This is a genomic window from Dechloromonas sp. ZY10 (assembly GCF_041378895.1).
Lineage (GTDB): Bacteria > Pseudomonadota > Gammaproteobacteria > Burkholderiales > Rhodocyclaceae > Azonexus > Azonexus aquae.
Genome location: NZ_CP144212.1, coordinates 153,508 through 170,042 on the forward strand (window position 1 = coordinate 153,508; position 16,535 = coordinate 170,042).

The 16,535-nt window shown below is 60.8% G+C and carries 14 protein-coding genes and 1 other RNA gene; 5 read left to right on the forward strand and 10 right to left on the reverse strand.

Annotated features, from left to right (window positions below; genetic code table 11):
• Positions 1–48: 48 nt before the first annotated feature.
• Positions 49–1,293 (forward strand): dihydroorotase, encoded by a 1,245-nt coding sequence (locus VX159_RS00795; protein ID WP_371324097.1) that lies wholly within the window; start codon positions 49–51, stop codon positions 1,291–1,293.
• A gap of 111 nt (positions 1,294–1,404) precedes the next feature.
• The gene (locus tag VX159_RS00800) at positions 1,405–1,692 is read left to right on the forward strand and encodes a ComEA family DNA-binding protein (protein WP_371324098.1); all 288 of its coding nucleotides are present in this window, start codon (positions 1,405–1,407) and stop codon (positions 1,690–1,692) included.
• On the opposite strand, the gene VX159_RS00805 is transcribed toward VX159_RS00800, so the two are convergent.
• Positions 1,682–3,397 carry an EAL domain-containing protein gene (locus VX159_RS00805; RefSeq protein ID WP_371324099.1) on the reverse strand — a complete coding sequence of 572 codons (1,716 nt, stop codon included), beginning with the start codon at positions 3,395–3,397 and terminating at the stop codon, positions 1,682–1,684. The genes VX159_RS00800 and VX159_RS00805 overlap by 11 nt on opposite strands.
• Positions 3,398–3,527: 130 nt before the next feature.
• On the opposite strand from VX159_RS00805, the gene VX159_RS00810 reads away from it, so the two are divergent.
• Entirely contained in the window at positions 3,528–4,277 is a 750-nt protein-coding gene (locus VX159_RS00810; protein ID WP_371324100.1) for a hypothetical protein, read from the forward strand.
• A 122-nt stretch (positions 4,278–4,399) separates the two neighbouring features.
• On the opposite strand, the gene VX159_RS00815 is transcribed toward VX159_RS00810, so the two are convergent.
• The 4 genes from VX159_RS00815 to scpA are packed head-to-tail and all read right to left on the reverse strand — an operon-like array spanning position 4,400 to position 11,169.
• Positions 4,400–6,412 carry an acetyl-CoA carboxylase biotin carboxylase subunit gene (locus VX159_RS00815; RefSeq protein WP_371324101.1) on the reverse strand — a complete coding sequence of 671 codons (2,013 nt, stop codon included), beginning with the start codon at positions 6,410–6,412 and terminating at the stop codon, positions 4,400–4,402.
• Positions 6,413–6,433: 21 nt separating this feature from the next.
• Positions 6,434–7,969: an acyl-CoA carboxylase subunit beta gene (locus VX159_RS00820; protein ID WP_371324102.1), complete on the reverse strand. Its 1,536-nt coding sequence runs from the start codon at positions 7,967–7,969 to the stop codon at positions 6,434–6,436.
• A 31-nt stretch (positions 7,970–8,000) separates the two neighbouring features.
• Positions 8,001–9,011 carry a methylmalonyl Co-A mutase-associated GTPase MeaB gene (meaB, locus tag VX159_RS00825; protein WP_371324103.1) on the reverse strand — a complete coding sequence of 337 codons (1,011 nt, stop codon included), beginning with the start codon at positions 9,009–9,011 and terminating at the stop codon, positions 8,001–8,003.
• A 7-nt stretch (positions 9,012–9,018) separates the two neighbouring features.
• A complete protein-coding gene (gene scpA, locus VX159_RS00830; RefSeq protein WP_371324104.1) occupies positions 9,019–11,169 on the reverse strand; it encodes a methylmalonyl-CoA mutase in 2,151 nt (716 codons plus the stop codon).
• Positions 11,170–11,334: 165 nt separating this feature from the next.
• Here scpA and VX159_RS00835 point away from each other — a divergent pair, with 165 nt between their 5' ends.
• Positions 11,335–12,000 carry a GntR family transcriptional regulator gene (locus VX159_RS00835; protein WP_371324105.1) on the forward strand — a complete coding sequence of 222 codons (666 nt, stop codon included), beginning with the start codon at positions 11,335–11,337 and terminating at the stop codon, positions 11,998–12,000.
• 118 nt (positions 12,001–12,118) lie between these two features.
• Here the strand turns inward: VX159_RS00835 and VX159_RS00840 are convergent, their stop codons facing one another.
• Both VX159_RS00840 and VX159_RS00845 read right to left on the reverse strand, forming a co-directional pair.
• Positions 12,119–13,780 (reverse strand): cation acetate symporter, encoded by a 1,662-nt coding sequence (locus VX159_RS00840; RefSeq protein ID WP_371324106.1) that lies wholly within the window; start codon positions 13,778–13,780, stop codon positions 12,119–12,121.
• Entirely contained in the window at positions 13,780–14,100 is a 321-nt protein-coding gene (locus VX159_RS00845; RefSeq protein WP_371324107.1) for a DUF485 domain-containing protein, read from the reverse strand. The genes VX159_RS00840 and VX159_RS00845 overlap by 1 nt, the downstream gene beginning before the upstream one ends.
• 134 nt (positions 14,101–14,234) lie before the next feature.
• On the opposite strand from VX159_RS00845, the gene VX159_RS00850 reads away from it, so the two are divergent.
• On the forward strand, positions 14,235–15,011 hold the full coding sequence (locus VX159_RS00850) for an enoyl-CoA hydratase/isomerase family protein (protein WP_371324108.1): 777 nt from the start codon (positions 14,235–14,237) through the stop codon (positions 15,009–15,011).
• On the opposite strand, the gene VX159_RS00855 is transcribed toward VX159_RS00850, so the two are convergent.
• From VX159_RS00855 to ssrS, 3 genes are all read right to left on the reverse strand, one after another.
• Positions 15,012–15,818 (reverse strand): sulfite exporter TauE/SafE family protein, encoded by an 807-nt coding sequence (locus VX159_RS00855; RefSeq protein WP_371324109.1) that lies wholly within the window; start codon positions 15,816–15,818, stop codon positions 15,012–15,014.
• 4 nt (positions 15,819–15,822) lie between these two features.
• On the reverse strand, positions 15,823–16,281 hold the full coding sequence (locus tag VX159_RS00860) for an EVE domain-containing protein (protein ID WP_371324110.1): 459 nt from the start codon (positions 16,279–16,281) through the stop codon (positions 15,823–15,825).
• A 67-nt stretch (positions 16,282–16,348) separates the two neighbouring features.
• Positions 16,349–16,529: non-coding RNA, 6S RNA (gene ssrS, locus VX159_RS00865), on the reverse strand.
• Positions 16,530–16,535: the final 6 nt, after the last annotated feature.

A 16,535-nucleotide genomic window follows, 5' to 3' on the forward strand; every position in this document is an offset into this window, starting at 1 on the left:
TACGTCCTTCCTTGCCCCGCGCGGGGCGGCCCTGCGGGAGTCCTGAACATGCAGATTGAAATCAAGAACGGGCGCCTGATTGACCCGAAAAACACGGTCGACCGTGAAAACACCTCACTTTTCATCGCCAACGGCAAAATTGCCGGGGTCGGCAGCGCCCCGGCCGGCTTCGTCGCCGACGAAGTGATCGACGCCAGTGGCTGCATCGTCTGCCCCGGTCTGATCGACCTTGCCGCCCGCCTCAATTCGATTGAGGCTGAATTGGCGGCCGCCGTCGCCGGTGGCGTCACCAGCGTGGTGGTGCCGCCGGATGCCGATCCGCCGCTCGACGAGCCGGAACTGGCCGACCGCCTGGTGCATCGCGGCGAGGAAATCGGCAAGGCCCGCGTGCTGCCGCTCGGCGCCCTGACGCTGGGGCTCAAGGGCGAGCGCCTGGCCGAGCTGGCCGGACTCAAGAAAGCCGGCTGCGTCGCCTTCTCACAGGCGAGCAAGCCGGTGATCGACACCGAGGCACTGTTGCGGGCGATGGAATACGCCGCCACCTTCGGCTACGCGGTGTGGCTGCAGCCGCAGGATCACTGGCTGGCCAAGAACGGCATCGCCCACGAAGGCGAAGTCGCCAGCCGCCTCGGTCTGGCCGGTATTCCGGTCGCCGCTGAAACCATCGCCATTGCCACCTTTGTGCAACTGGTGCGCGATACCGGCTGCCGTTTGCACCTGACCCGCCTCTCGTCCGCAGCCGGCGTTGCGCTGCTCAAGCAGGCGCAGGCCGAAGGGCTGCCGATCAGCTTCGATGTCGGCATTCACCACCTGCTGCTGACCGACAACGACATCGGCTACTTCAACCCGCATGCCCGCTTCACCCCGCCGCTGCGCACGCAAAGCGACCGTGAAGCCTTGTCGCAAGCGGCGGCATCCGGGCTGGCCGCGATCTGTTCCGACCACACCCCGGTCGGCGCCGACGACAAGCTGCTACCTTTTGGCGAAGCCAAGCCGGGCGCCACCGGTCTCGAACTGCTGCTGCCGCTGACCCTGAAATGGGCCGAGACTGCCGGCATCCCGCTGGCCACGGCACTGGCCCGGATCACCTGCGATCCGGCGGCGGTGCTCGGTCTCGACGCCGGTCATCTGGCCGAGGGGGCAGCCGCCGACATCTGCGTCTTCAACCCGGAAACGACCTGGATCGTTACCCCGGAAGCGCTCAAGAGCCGCGGCAAGAATACCCCGTGGCAAGGCTACCCGCTGGCCGGAAAAGTTGTTGCCACCGTGGTCGGCGGGCGGCGCGCATTCTGACAAAAATATTGATTTGTCATTAATTCGGACTAGAGTGAACGCACCATCCGTGTGGGTGGTGCGTTGCGCTCCGCTTGAGCGCTGAAATCATTTTCGTCCGGAGGTAGTCGTATGAAGCGCTTCATTGCCCTGCTCATTGCTGGCCTCGCCAGCATCCAGTTCGCTTACGCCGCCGTTAACCTGAATACCGCCAGCCAGGCCGAGCTGGAAACGGTCAAGGGTATCGGTCCGGCCAAGGCCAAGGCGATCATCGAGCATCGCAGCAAGAACGGGCCATTCAAGTCGGTTGACGATCTCAAGGAGATCAAGGGCTTTGGCGACAAGGTGGTGAACAAGATGCGCCCCGAACTGACTGTTGCCGGGACGGCCGAAAAGGCTGCTACGCCGCTTAAAAAGTGAGCGACTGTTCGGCTTGCCGGGGTTGGCAGCCGTCACGCGAGGTCAGGATGAACATCTCGGCCTCGTGGGCTGCCACCGGTCGCGAGTAGAGAAAACCCTGGCCGTATTCAACACCCAGTCCGGCGAGGATTTCGGCCTGGCAGGCCTGCTCGATTCCTTCGCAGACCAGATCGTGCCCTAGTTTGTGGGCGAGGCCGATGATGGTTTCGATGAAATGCCGGTCGTTGTCATTCTGATGCACGTTGCGGACAAAAGAGCGGTCAATCTTCAGGGTATCGATCGGCAGGCGGTGCAGATAGCTGAGCGACGAATAGCCGGTACCAAAGTCGTCGAGCATCAGGCGAATGCCCATTGCCTTGAGTTGCCGGAGCAGGTCGATGGCCTGTTCCGGGTTGGCCATCATGCTGCTCTCGGTGATTTCGAGCTTCAGCAATTCGGGGGGCAGCCCTGAGTCGTTGAGCGCGCTGGCAATATCGGCGAGCAAGTCGGGGTGCTGCATCTGCCTTGCTGCCAGATTGACGCTGACGCTGAGGGGACGCTTGCCCGCGAGGTTACGATTCCACTGCGCAGCCTGGCGGCAGGCGGCATAGAGCATGCGCCGGCCAATCGGAACGATCATTCCGGTTTCCTCTGCCACCGGGATGAAGTCGGCGGGTGAAATCAGGCCTTTTTCCGGATGCTGCCAGCGGACCAGCGCTTCAAAGCCGCTCAGTTGCCTGTCGGCCAGCCCAATGATCGGCTGGAAATAGGCCTGGAATTCATCGCGCTCGACGGCACGCCGCAGATCCATTTCGAGCTCAAGCCGATGCACTGCCTGGTCATGCATCTGTTTATCGAAGACTACATAGCCTCCACCCCCCAGGGCTTTGGCTCCGATCATTGCAATATTGGCATCGCCCAGCAATTCCTCGGCGCCTTTGTCATTACCGGCGGCTATGCCGAAGGAGACCGTGCAATACACCTCATGCTTGTCGAGCATGAAGGGCATGACCAGCTTTTGCTGGATGCGATTGACCACGTGCAGGGTCGAACTGACATCGCGGATGTCTTCTAGCAGCAGCGCGAACTCATCGCCCGCCATGCGGGCAACCATGTCGGTTGGCCGGATGGTCGAGTACAGCAAATTGGCGACTGCCATCAGCAACAGATCGCCCTGGCGATGTCCGAGGCTCTGATTGACTACCTTGAAGCGGTCGATTCCGCAATACAGCACGGCGTAGCGGATGCTACGGCGGCGGGCCCGGTGCTGTGTGTGCTCCAGGCGTTCGACAAAGAGACTGCGGTTGGGCAGGCCGGTGAGGCTGTCCACGAACATGTCGGGCAGGCGCGCATCGTTGCCTTGCAGATTGACCGCTGTTTCGTGGGCCGATGCGTAATAAAGGGCATCGTCGCTATCGTAGCGAATATTCCAGGCGACGCCGAGAAATGAGCCATCCTGCCGCTGGCAGCGCGACGCGAAGCGGAGTGTCGGCGAATCGGCATCCATAGCCGTGAGCCGGGCTGCGCAGTCGGCACGGTCTTCATCATGCAGCAGATCAAGGAAAGTGCCCTGCAGCATTTCGTCGCGACAGCGGCCCAAGGTTCCGGCCCAGGCATCGCTGACCAGGCTGAGCGACCAGTCGCGGTCAAAGACCAGCAATAGGGTATCCGGCAGCTTGAAAAAGCTGCTTTCGATACTTTGGAGGTCGGTACGAGCACGGTACATGATTGGTGTTTTTGTTATTTTCAATGTCGATGACATTGAATCGTCAATTATGTCAGAAGCTCTTGCAGATGCAAGGCGCACGGAGAGGAGGGGGCGGCTAAAATGCTTTTTTTCGCCTTTTTCATCAACCATGAACCAAGCTTATATTCCGCCCGTCGATGCTTTGGCCGGCGTAGTCAATCCCGATAGCCAGCGCCTCGCAGCGAGAATGGCGCAGGATATTTTTGGCAGCATTTTCCGCCTGCTGGCGACGCCGGATGCGCATCCCGAAGCGCCGTTGGACGAACTCGGCCAGCGTTGCCGCAACTGGGCAAAGGCCGGCGGCGATGAGTCTGGCCAGGCTCTACGGCTGGCCTTGCTGGTGGCCGGCCTCGATCAGTGGGGGCTGGCTTACAGTCAGGCATTCGGACTGACGGCCATTCCACCGCTCAGCGCCCTGCTGGGGAGTCTGCGCAATGGCCTTGATGCTGCGGCCGAGGCTCGCTTTTTGCAGTATTACGGGCAACTGGCAGCCGAGGAGGCTTGTGCGATTGATTTCAAGATCGATTTGCGTCGGGGCATTCATCTCGCGCTGTGGCATGCAATGAGTGCCTGTGACGACGATGGCAGTGCCGAGCCCCTGGTGCAGGCACTGGGTAGCCAGCTATTGGTACTTGAACAGCAGATGCCGGAACTCGGCTGGCGGCTGGTTGCCGATGCCTTGGCCAGCATTCAGGCCGGTCTGTTGAGTGGCGAAGTCGGGGAGGTTGGGCAGCGGGGAACGCAGCAATTGTTTGCCGCGCTGCAGCATGCCCTGCCGGCCGAGCGTTATCGCCTGATTCTGGCCAGTTCGGCGCAGGCGGTGCTGGCCTGGCAACAGACCCAGCGCGGCACGGCCTGAGATAACCCGCCGCCAGCGGGATGCAGCAATGAAAAAAGCCCGTTCAAAAACGGGCTTTTTTTACGGTCGACCGTGGCGCAGCCCGGAAATTGGCTCCGGGACAGCGCCGCAGCGCTGCTCGCTTATTCGAACTCGATGATGATCTGGTCGACCGACAGGCTTTCGCCGACGGCGGCGGAAATCTTCTTGACCTTGCAATCCTGCTCGGCCTTGAGGATGTTTTCCATCTTCATCGCTTCGATGACGGCCAGTTTCTCGCCGGCCTTCACTTCCTGACCGACCTGGACCGCGACATCGCGGAGCAGGCCCGGCATCGGGGAGAGCAGGAACTTGGAGAGATCGGGGGCCGGCTTCTCGGGCATCAGGGCCAGCAGTTCGGCAGCACGGGCGCTCATGACCATGAAGTCGGCACGGGTACCCCAGTGGAAGAGGCTGTACTTGGTCTTGTGACGCTCGACCTGCAGGGTGAAGGCTTCACCGTTGCAGGTGCCGTTGAACAGGGTCTCGCCCAGTTTCCAGTCGGAACGGATTTCGTAGGACTTGCCGGCGTACTCGATGTGGTAGCCGCCTTCCACCGGACGGGCGGTGACCGGGTGCTTTTCCTTCTGGTCGCCGTTGAGGCGGATGACCATCCAGTCGTCGCCGACGATACGCTCGTGACCGGCCATCTGACCGGAAACGGAGGCGGCGCGGTCGGTGTAGGCACGGTAGACGTAGGCTGCCACGGACACCAGCAGGGCCGGATCATCGTGCGGCACCATCGAGGCATCAAAGCCGGTCGGATAGTACTTGGGGATGAAACCGGTATCGAAAATGCCCGAGTGGAACACCTCGTGCTGCATCAGGGCGGCCTGGAACGGGATGTTCGAGGAGATGCCGCGGATCACGAAGGCGTTCAGCGCGTCACGCATGCGCTCAATGGCTTGCGCACGGGTCGGGGCATGCACGATCAGTTTGGCGATCATCGAGTCGTAGAACATCGAGATCTCGCCGCCGTCGTAGACGCCGGTATCGACACGGGTCGTGCCGTTGGCATCGGTGCTCTCAACCGGCGGCAGGAACTTGACCAGACGGCCGGTGGAGGGCAGGAAGCCGCGGAACGGGTCTTCGGCGTTGATCCGGCACTCCATGGACCAACCGTTGATCTGCACGTCGGCCTGGGTCAGCGGCAGCTTTTCGCCGTAGGCGACACGGATCATCTGCTCGACCAAGTCGAGGCCGGTGATCAGTTCGGTGACCGGGTGTTCCACCTGCAGGCGGGTGTTCATTTCCAGGAAGTAGAACTCCTTGGTTGCACCGGAGACCACGAATTCGACCGTACCGGCCGATTCGTAATTCACGGCACGGGCCAGGGCCACTGCCTGTTCGCCCATCGCCTTGCGCATTTCGGCGTCAACGAAGGGGCTCGGCGCTTCTTCGATGACCTTCTGGTGACGACGCTGGATCGAGCAGTCACGCTCGTTCAGGTAGACGTAGTTGCCGTGACTGTCGCCGAGCACCTGGATTTCGATGTGGCGCGGTTCCAGCACGTACTTTTCGATGAAGACGCGGTCGTCACCGAAGGAGTTGCGGGCTTCGTTGACGCAGGAGGAGAAGCCTTCATGGGCTTCGGCGTCGTTGTAGGCGACGCGCAGACCCTTGCCGCCACCGCCGGCGGAGGCCTTGATCATGACCGGATAACCGATCTTCTTGGCGATTTCGACCGCAGCATCCGGCCCGTCGATCGCATCGTTGTGGCCGGGGATGGTGTTGACCTTGGCTTCGATGGCGAGCTTCTTGGACTCGATCTTGTCGCCCATCTTGGCGATGGAGTAGTGCTTCGGACCGATGAACTTGATGCCTTCTGCTTCCAGACGACGGGAGAACTCGGCGTTCTCGGACAGGAAGCCGTAACCCGGGTGGACCGCTTCAGCGCCGGTCTGCTTGCAGGCGGCGATGATCTTGTCGGCGACCAGGTAGGACTCTTTCGAGGCGGCCGGACCGATACAGACGGCTTCGTCGGCCATATCGACGAACAGCGCGTCCTTGTCGGCCTCGGAGTAGACGGCAACGGTCTGGATGCCCATCTTGCGGGCGGTCTTGATGACGCGGCAGGCGATTTCGCCGCGGTTTGCAATCAGAATCTTCTTGAACATGTTTCTATTCCTCCCTGACGCTTACAGCGGAATGTTGCCGTGCTTGCGCCACGGATTGTCGAGTTTCTTGTCACGCAGCATGGCCAGCGAGCGGGCGATCCGCTTGCGGGTGTTGTGCGGCATGATGACGTCGTCGATGAAGCCACGTGCGCCGGCCACAAACGGGTTGGCGAACTTTTCCTTGTACTCGGCTTCGCGCTGGGCGAGCTTTTCCGGGTCGTTCTTTTCTTCGCGGAAGATGATTTCCACGGCGCCCTTCGGGCCCATGACCGCGATTTCAGCAGACGGCCAGGCGAGGTTCACGTCGCCGCGCAGGTGCTTGGAGGACATCACGTCGTACGCACCGCCGTAGGCCTTGCGGGTGATCACGGTGACCTTCGGCACGGTACATTCAGCGTAGGCGTAGAGCAGCTTGGCGCCGTGCTTGATGATGCCGCCGTATTCCTGGGTGGTACCCGGCATGAAGCCCGGCACATCGACGAAGGTGACGACCGGAATGTTGAAGGCGTCGCAGAAACGCACGAAACGGGCAGCCTTGATCGAGGACTTGATGTCCAGACAGCCGGCCAGCACGAGCGGCTGGTTGGCGACGATACCCACCGGATGACCATCGATGCGGGCAAAGCCGATGATGATGTTCTTGGCGTAGTCCGGCTGAATTTCGAAGAAATCGCTGTCATCGGCAATCTTGATGAGCAGTTCCTTCATGTCGTACGGCTTGTTGGCGTTGTCCGGCACCAGGGTGTCGAGCGAGTAGTCAACGCGGTCGGCCGGATCGTTGGTCGGGGTGACCGGCGGCTTTTCGCGGTTGTTGGCCGGCAGGAAGCCCATGAAGCGACGCAGCATGGAGAGGGCTTCGACATCGTTTTCAAAGGCCAGATCGGCCACGCCGGACTTGCTGGTGTGGGTCACGGCGCCGCCCAGTTCTTCGGCGGTGACTTCTTCGTGGGTCACGGTCTTCACGACTTCCGGACCGGTCACGAACATGTAGGACGAATCCTTGACCATGAAGATGAAGTCAGTCATCGACGGCGAATACACCGCACCACCGGCACAGGGGCCCATGATCATGGAGATCTGCGGCACGACGCCGGAGGCCATGACGTTGCGCTGGAACACGTCGGCATAGCCGCCCAGGGAGGCCACGCCTTCCTGGATACGGGCACCGCCGGAGTCGTTCAGGCCGATCACCGGCGCACCGACCTTCATCGCCTGGTCCATGACCTTGCAGATCTTTTCAGCGTGGGTTTCGGACAGGGAGCCGCCAAAGACGGTGAAGTCCTGCGAGAAGACGAAGACCAGACGGCCGTTGATGGTGCCGTAGCCGACGACGACGCCGTCGCCCGGGGTCTTTTCCGCCTTGTCCATGCCGAAGTCGACGCAGCGATGCTCCTTGAACATATCCCATTCCTCGAAGGAATCGGGATCAAGCAAGAGTTCGATACGTTCGCGGGCAGTCAGCTTGCCCTTGGCGTGCTGGCTGTCGATGCGTTTCTGGCCACCGCCGAGGCGGGCCAGTTCACGCTTTTTTTCCAGCTGGCGGATGATGTCGTGCATAGAAAACTCCCAAGAAAAAGCGGGTCGTTGATTAATGTTTCAGATAGTCGAGCAGGGCGTACGCGGCGGCTGCCGGCGTCGTGCTCCCTGCTTCGACGGAACGGGTGAAGGCGGGCAGGTTTTCCTGCACGCGCGGGTGATGCCGGAAATGCTGACGCAAGCCGGCATCGATCAGTTGCCACATCCAGGCCAGCGATTGGTGCTGGCGTTTGGCAGCGAATTCGCCGGTCGGCTTGAGCGCCGCCTGGTACTTCTCGACTTCTTCCCAGAAGTCGGCAATCCCTTGCTTGTGCAGCGCCGACAGTGCGATCACCGGCGGCGACCAGTTGGGTGACGCCGGACGCAGCATGTGCAGCGCATTGCGCCACTGGGCACGGACAACAGCAGTGGCCTGCTTGTCGATATCGGCCTTGTTGATCACCACCAAGTCGGCGATCTCGACAATGCCCTTCTTGATTGCCTGCAGGTCGTCGCCGGCATTCGGCAACTGCAACAGGCAGAACATGTCGACCATGCCTGCAACTGTCGTTTCCGACTGACCGACGCCGACGGTCTCAATAATGATGACATCGTAGCCGGCGGCCTCGCACAGCAGCATCGCTTCACGTGTCTTCTCGGCGACACCGCCCAGCGAACCGGCAGACGGGCTGGGGCGGATGAAGGCTTCCTCACGCTGCGAAAGCAGTTCCATCCGGGTCTTGTCACCGAGGATGGAGCCCCCGGTCACGGTCGACGACGGATCGATGGCCAAAACTGCCAGCTTCTTGCCCTGTTCGATCAGCCAGACACCCAGCGCTTCGATGAAAGTCGACTTGCCTGCACCGGGAACCCCGGAAATGCCGATCCGGATGGCGTTGCCCGTCTTGGGCAGCAAACTGGTCAGTACCTGCTGGGCACGTTGCTGATGATCCGCACGGGTCGACTCGATCAGCGTGATCGCCTTGGCCAGCGAACGACGCTGGCCGGCCAGTACGCCAGCCACCAGCTGGCGGTCGGCGTCGGTCAGAAGGTTGGCTTGCACGGGAAGATCGCCCAGGTTCATCCGCGAATCAGGCGCGAGCCTTGCGAATCTCTTCCAGCACCTTCTTGGCCGAATCTTCGATCCGGGTGCCCGGCCCGAAAACCGCCTTGGCACCGGCCGCGAACAGCGCATCGTAGTCTTGGGCCGGGATCACCCCACCGGCGAAGACGATGATGTCGTCGGCGCCCTGATCCTTGAGGCACTGGATGATCTGAGGCACCAGCGTCTTGTGACCGGCAGCCAGCGACGAGCAGCCGATGGCGTGCACGTCGTTTTCGATGGCCTGACGGGCAGCTTCTTCCGGGGTCTGGAAGAGCGGCCCCATGTCGATGTCGAAACCGAGGTCGGCGTAGGCGGTCGCCACCACCTTGGCGCCACGGTCGTGACCATCCTGACCCAGCTTGGCGATCATGATGCGCGGACGACGGCCTTCTTCTTCAGCGAACTTGGCGACATCGGCCTTGATTTCTTCCCAGCTTTCCATGCCTTCGACCACCCCGCCATAGACACCGGAAATGGTTTGATTGTTGGCGCGGAAGCGGCCAAAGACCTTTTCCAGCGCGTCGGAGACTTCGCCGACCGTGGCGCGCAGGCGGATGGCCTTGACCGTCAGGTCGAGCAGGTTGCCTTCGCCGGTTTCGGCGCACTTGGTCAGCGCTTCCAGAGCAGCGTTGACCGCAGCACTGTCACGGGTGGCGCGAATCTGCTTGAGACGGGCAACCTGGGCTTCACGCACGGCATGGTTGTCGATATCGAGAATCTCGATCGCGTCTTCCTTCGCCAACTTGTACTTGTTCACGCCAACGATGACATCCTTGCCGGAATCGATGCGTGCCTGCTTGTCGGCGGCGCAGGTTTCGACCTGCATTTTGGCCCAGCCGGATTCGACGGCCTTGGTCATGCCGCCCATCTGTTCGATTTCCTGGATGATGGCCCAGGCCTTGTCGGCCATGTCCTGGGTCAGTTTTTCCATCATGTAGGAGCCGGCCCACGGATCGACGACGTTGGTGATGTGGGTTTCTTCCTGGATGATCAGCTGCGTGTTGCGGGCAATGCGGGCCGAGAATTCGGTCGGCAGGGCAATCGCCTCGTCGAGCGCGTTGGTATGCAGCGACTGGGTACCGCCAAATACGGCCGCCATCGCTTCGATGGTGGTACGCACGACGTTGTTGTACGGATCCTGCTCGGTCAACGACCAGCCGGAGGTCTGCGAGTGGGTACGCAACATCATCGACTTCGGGCTCTTGGCGTTGAAGCCGGACATGATGCGGTGCCACAGCAGGCGGGCGGCGCGCATCTTGGCGATTTCGAGATAGAAGTTCATCCCGACCGCCCAGAAGAAGGACAAACGACCCGCGAAGGTATCGACGTCCATGCCCGAGGCGATGCCGGTACGCACGTATTCCATGCCGTCGGCCAGCGTGAAGGCCAGCTCGATCGCCTGGTTGGCGCCGGCTTCCTGGATGTGGTAACCCGAAATCGAGATCGAATTGAACTTCGGCATGTGCTGCGCGGTGTAGCCGAAGATGTCGGCGATGATCTTCATCGACGGCTTGGGCGGATAGATGTAGGTGTTCCGCACCATGAATTCTTTGAGAATGTCGTTCTGGATCGTGCCAGACAGCTTCTCTTGCGACACGCCCTGCTCCTCGGCCGCCACGATGTAGCCAGCGAGAATGGGCAGCACGGCGCCGTTCATCGTCATCGAGACGGAAATCTTGTCGAGCGGGATGCCGTCGAACAGAATCTTCATGTCTTCGACAGAGTCGATTGCCACGCCGGCCTTGCCGACGTCGCCGACGACGCGCGGATTATCGGAATCATAGCCTCGGTGCGTCGCCAGGTCGAAAGCCACGGAAACGCCCTGACCGCCGGCGGCCAGCGCCTTGCGGTAGAAGGCATTGGACGCCTCTGCGGTGGAGAAGCCGGCGTACTGGCGGATGGTCCACGGCTTGACCGCGTACATCGTCGGCTGGGGGCCGCGGAGGAAGGGCGCTACGCCCGGCAGGGTGTCGGCAAATTCGAGGTTCTCGACGTCTTTCTTGGTATACAGTGCCTTGACCTGCAGACCTTCCGGCGTATTCCACACCAGATTATTGACGTCGCCACCCGGTGCCTGCTTGGCAGCGGCTTTTTCCCAGGCTTCCAGGTTGTTGGAATCAAAGAACTTTTCTGACATGTGACATCCCTCGCCGATTCGATTTTTTCAGACCGATGATGCAGAATTCAAAATTCTACGCTTAAGGGTCTAACTTGACATAGCAAAGCGTACATAATACGTTATCCATAATTATGGAACAAGCCGGATATAAAAGCTGGCTCCCAACCATCTCTCACCGCAAAAATGAATCGTATCGCTCCCACCGCGCTTTATCAGGAAGTCGCTGAACGCTTGCGCCAGCGCATCTTCGCCCACGAAATTTCGCCCGGCAGCTGGATTGACGAGCAGAAGCTGGCCGAACAGTACGGAATTTCCCGGACGCCCTTGCGCGAGGCGCTAAAGGTGCTCGCCGCCGAAGGACTGGTCGAGCTCAAGCCGCGTCGCGGCTGCTATGTGACCGAAATTTCCCGGCAGGACCTTGACGACATCTTTCCCCTGATGGCGCTGCTCGAAGGTCGCTGTGCCTTTGAAGCTACCCAGCGAGTCAAGCCAGCGGAACTGGCGTCGCTCAAGGAAATTCACGATCAGCTTGAAAATGCGGCGCGTGAGGGGCGGATCGACGCCTTCTTCGAGGCTAATCAGGCTTTTCATAAGCGGGTTCAGGAATTGTCCGGCAATCGCTGGCTGCTATCGGTGATTCAGGATCTGCGCAAAGTGCTCAAACTGTCTCGCCTGCATTCTCTGTCGCTGGAAGGGCGTCTGCAGCAGTCGCTGGACGAGCATCGTGCCATCGTTGCCGCGATTGCCAACAAGGACGCCGTTACTGCCGAGCGCCTGATGCACGATCACCTGCTCAGCGGCCGCGAGGCAGCAGCCAAGGTCGATTCGAAGAGCAGCAAGGCCGCCTGAGCTGATTGTCGCACTGACTTTCACGGTCGACGCGGCCAAAAGCAAAAAAACCCTGCCGTAATCCGGCAGGGTTTTTTTTAATGCTCGCTTCCCCGTTCGACGGGGAAGCTCGGGTTGCTTAGTGGTTGCTGGCGGAAGCGGCGCCGTAACCGGTCTGTGCGCGCACATACTGGTCTTCGTAAGCTTCGATTTCCTGCTTGGCGCGGGCGCTGGCATCGGCCTTGGACATGATGTAAGCCATCAGGAAGGCGATCGGCATGGCGAACAGGGCCGGCTGGGTGTAGGGGAACAGCGCGGCCTTGTTGCCGAGCACGTCGACCCACACCGACTTCGAGAACAGCACGAAGCAGACGGCGGAGATCAGGCCGGAGTAACCGCCCCACAGTGCGCCCTTGGTGGTCAGACCCTTCCAGTACATCGACAGGATCAGGACCGGGAAGTTTGCGGCAGCGGCAACGCCGAAGGCCAGACCGACCATGAACGCGATGTTCATCTTCTCGAACAGGATGCCGAGAACGATGGCAACAAAGCCCAGGCAGATGGTGGCGATCTTGGAGACGCGGATTTCGGTAGCTTCGGAAGCCTGGCCCTTCATGATCACGCGAGCGTAGATGTCGTGCGAGATCGCGGAGGCGCCCGCCAGGGCCAGACCGGAAACCACGGCCAGGATGGTGGCGAAGGCCACAGCCGCCAGGAAGCCGAGCAGCATGTTGCCGCCGACGGCCTTGGCCAGGTGCATGGCAACCATGTTGCCGCCGCCGATCAGCTTGCCGCCGATGGTGCCGCCTTCAAAGAACTCCGGATTCTGGCCGACGATCAGGATGCCGCAGAGACCCATCAGGAAGATCACGTTGAAGAAGTAGGCGACGAAACCAGAAGCGTAGAGCACGGACTTGCGGGCTTCCTTGGCGTCGGTGACGGTGAAGAAGCGCATCAGGATGTGCGGCAGGCCGGCGGTACCGAACATCAGGCCCAAGCCGAGGGAGATCGCGGTGACCGGATCCTTGAGCAGGGCGCCCGGGTACATCAGCTTGTCGCCCAGCTTATGGACGGCGGTTGCCTTTTCCAGCAGGTTGGTGAAGGAGAACCCGAACTCGCTCATTGCCAGGAACATCACCAGCGTGCCGCCGGAAAGCAGCATGCAGGCCTTGATGATCTGCACCCAGGTGGTGGCAACCATGCCGCCGAAGGTGACATAGACCATCATCAGGATGCCGACGACAAAGATCGCGGTGTTGTACTCGAGGCCGAAGAGCAGCTTGATCAGCTGACCGGCACCGACCATCTGCGCGATCAGGTAGAAGCAGACGACGGTCAGCGAGGAAATCGCGGCCATCGTGCGCACCTTGCCCTGGTCGAGGCGGTAGGCGGTGATGTCGGAGAAGGTGAACTTGCCGAGGTTGCGCAGACGTTCAGCCATCAGGAACAGGATGATCGGCCAGCCGGCGAAGAAGCACAGCATGTAGATGTAGCCGTCGTAACCCTGGGTATACACCATCGCGGTCAGACCGAGCAGCGTGGCGGCCGACATGTAGTCGCCGGCAATCGCCAGGCCGTTCTGGAAACCGGTGATGCCGCCGCCGGCGGTGTAGAAGTCGGAGGTCGACTTGGTGCGCGACGCAGCCCAGTAGGTGATCCCCATCGTCATCGCGACGAAGATGCAGAACATGATGATCGCGTGCCAGTTGGTCGCCTGCTTTTCCGTCTGGGCGACGGCGTCGGCGGCAATGGCCAGCGTGGACAGGCTGAGCAGGCTCAGCGTAGTAATCAGTTTGCGCATTACTTGTTCTCCTTCCAGGCTTCCTTGACGATTTCCTGCGTCAGGGCGTCGAATTCAGTGTTGGCGCGCTTGACGTAAACCGCAGTCAGCACCCAGAAGAAAATGAACATGAACAATTCCACGGTCACGCCGACGGTCAGCTTCGAGCCTTCGCTCAGCGGTTGGCCGAGGGACAGCGGATTGAAGGCAACCACCATAACAAACCCGTAGAACATGACCAGAACTACCGCTGCCAAGGTCCAGGCAAAGCGGCCGCGGCGGGCCACCAGCTCCTGGAATTTGGGATTGGCGCGCATGCGCTCATACATCGCACTGCTCATCGCTGGATCTCCTTGTTGATATTTAATTAATAATTACGGAAGCGATTAAACGAACCGCTTTCGCGATTATATCTTATAGAAGACCTTACAATTCCATTTTTTCACTACAAAACGAAATCAGAGAGAACAGCACAATGAGTACGGTCGACCTCGCCGTTGATGGCGAAATTGCCACCCTGACCCTGAACAATCCCGGCAAGCTGAACGCCATCAATCTGGCCATGTGGCAGCAAATCTCGGCGCATTTGCGGCTGATTTCCGCCAGCCCGCAGATTCGTTGCCTGATCATTCGCGGGGCAGGTGACGAAGCCTTTGCTGCCGGAGGCGATCTGGAGGAGTTCGTCACCGGACGGGCAACTCTCGAACAGGCGCTGCATTACCACGGCCAGGTGGCGGAGGCATTGAATGCGATTGCCGAGTGCCCGCACCCGACGGTGGCGATGATTCATGGAGCCTGTGTCGGCGGAGGTCTGGAAATTGCCGGGGCCTGTGATCTGCGCTTGTGCAGCGAAGCCTCGCGCTTTGGGGCGCCGATCAATCGCCTGGGTTTCTCGATGTATCCGGGCGAGATGGAGGGTTTGCTGCGGCTGGTCGGCGCCGCCGTGCTCAAGGAAATTCTGCTTGAGGGGCGGATCATGGGCGCACGCGAGGCTTACGAAAAAGGGCTGGTCAACCGGGTGGTGCCGGATGCCCAGCTGGCCGAAGAGGTTACGGCAACCGCCCGGCGGATTGCTGCGGGAGCGCCGCTGGTTGCCGGTTGGCACAAGCAATGGATCCGTCGCCTGGAAAATGGGCTGCCATTGAGCGATGCCGAAAAGGCGGCGTCCTTTGCCTTTCTGGAAACCGAGGACTACCGCGAGGGGCTGGCGGCCTTCCTGGAAAAGCGTAAGCCGCAGTTCAAGGCGCGTTGATCAGCTACCAAAAACGGTGTGCAGCATCTTCGCCGAAAGCAGGATCAGGACACCGGCGAAGATTTTTTTCAGTGTTGCGACCGGCAGGCGGTGCGCCAGCCGGGCACCGAGCGGTGCGGTGAAGGTCGAAACGGCGCTGATCAGGATCAGTGCCGGCAGATAGACGTAGCCGACCGACCATTCCGGGAGGCCCTCGGTGCTCCAGCCGTTGATCAGATAGCCGGCCGCGCCGGCGAGGGCAATCGGCAGGCCGATGGCGGCCGAGGTACCGATGGCGTTCTGCATCTTGACGTTGCACCAGGTCATGAATGGCACCGAAAGCGAGCCGCCACCGATCGCCACCAGTGCCGAAATCACGCCGATGCCGGTGCCCACGGCGGTCAAGCCGCCACTGCCGGGCAGTTCGCGCGAGGGCTTGGGCTTAACGTTGAGGATCATCTGCAGCGATACGTAGGCCATGAAGGCGCCAAAGAAGATGGCCAGTGGCCGGGTAGGTGCCGCAGCCGCGACAAAGGTGCCAGCGAAGGTGCCAAACAGGACGCCCGGGGCAATCCCCTTGACGATATCCCAGCGGACTGCACCATGGGCGTGGTGGGCGCGCATACTCGACAGCGAGGTCAGCACAATGGCCGCCATTGAGGTTCCCAGCGCCAGGTGCACCATGTGTTCGCGGGGGAATGCCTGGGCGGCGAACATCGTGGTCAGCACCGGGACCATGATCCCGCCGCCGCCGACGCCCAGCAGTCCGGCAAAAAAACCGACAAAGGCGCCAAGCGCGAGATAGGCCAGCAGCCATTCGATGGACATGGGGTTATTCCTTGCAGTGCGTCAGTCCGAGCAGTTGCCCGGTGATGAAACTCCATTCGGCCGGCGTGACCGGGGAGATGGAAAGGCGATTGCCACGCGCCAGCAGCGGCATGGCAGCGAGTTCCGGATGCTGGCGCAGTTCAATCAGCGGCAGCAGGCGGGTTTTGCAGACAAAAGCGATATCGCGCAATAGCCAGCGTGGGTTTTCGCGAGTCGATTTTGCGTCGTAATACGGGTTGACCGTGGAAAACTGGGTTTCGTCCGGATAAGGTTCCGAGGCAACCCGACCAATTCCGGCAATGCCCGGCTGAGGGCAACTGGAGTGATAGAAGAACGTCAGGTCGCCCGGTCGCATGGCATCGCGCATGAAATTCCGTGCCTGGTAATTGCGTACGCCAAACCAGGGAACGTGCCCGAGGCGGGCGAGATCATCTATCGAAACCTCGTCGGGTTCTGATTTCATCAGCCAGTAGTTCAGCGTCCACTCCCAATAGGAAACGGGCGGCAGATCATCTGCCACCCGTTGTCGATTTGCCCCCGCGAGTGCCGTCAGGCCGGCATCCTGAACCTGAGTTCAGAGTGGTTGCTTTCCTCCCGCATCAGGTGCGCCCGACCAAGGGGCGCTCACAACAGCGGTTTAACGGTCTGCAACCGATGCCAATTAGCATTGGTTCAAGGAATCTATGGCCTTAACAAACACCGCAGGGAACCCGGTGG

Coding starts and splice junctions, on each gene's coding strand:
- scpA (WP_371324104.1), bottom strand. CDS start 11,169: ATGTCAGAAAAGTTCTTTGATTCCAACAACCTGGAAGCCTGGGAAAAA.
- VX159_RS00815 (WP_371324101.1), bottom strand. CDS start 6,412: ATGTTCAAGAAGATTCTGATTGCAAACCGCGGCGAAATCGCCTGCCGC.
- VX159_RS00845 (WP_371324107.1), bottom strand. CDS start 14,100: ATGAGCAGTGCGATGTATGAGCGCATGCGCGCCAATCCCAAATTCCAG.
- VX159_RS00860 (WP_371324110.1), bottom strand. CDS start 16,281: ATGAAATCAGAACCCGACGAGGTTTCGATAGATGATCTCGCCCGCCTC.
- VX159_RS00810 (WP_371324100.1), top strand. CDS start 3,528: ATGAACCAAGCTTATATTCCGCCCGTCGATGCTTTGGCCGGCGTAGTC.
- VX159_RS00800 (WP_371324098.1), top strand. CDS start 1,405: ATGAAGCGCTTCATTGCCCTGCTCATTGCTGGCCTCGCCAGCATCCAG.
- VX159_RS00820 (WP_371324102.1), bottom strand. CDS start 7,969: ATGCACGACATCATCCGCCAGCTGGAAAAAAAGCGTGAACTGGCCCGC.
- VX159_RS00805 (WP_371324099.1), bottom strand. CDS start 3,397: ATGTACCGTGCTCGTACCGACCTCCAAAGTATCGAAAGCAGCTTTTTC.
- VX159_RS00855 (WP_371324109.1), bottom strand. CDS start 15,818: ATGTCCATCGAATGGCTGCTGGCCTATCTCGCGCTTGGCGCCTTTGTC.
- VX159_RS00850 (WP_371324108.1), top strand. CDS start 14,235: ATGAGTACGGTCGACCTCGCCGTTGATGGCGAAATTGCCACCCTGACC.
- VX159_RS00835 (WP_371324105.1), top strand. CDS start 11,335: ATGAATCGTATCGCTCCCACCGCGCTTTATCAGGAAGTCGCTGAACGC.
- meaB (WP_371324103.1), bottom strand. CDS start 9,011: ATGAACCTGGGCGATCTTCCCGTGCAAGCCAACCTTCTGACCGACGCC.
- VX159_RS00795 (WP_371324097.1), top strand. CDS start 49: ATGCAGATTGAAATCAAGAACGGGCGCCTGATTGACCCGAAAAACACG.
- VX159_RS00840 (WP_371324106.1), bottom strand. CDS start 13,780: ATGCGCAAACTGATTACTACGCTGAGCCTGCTCAGCCTGTCCACGCTG.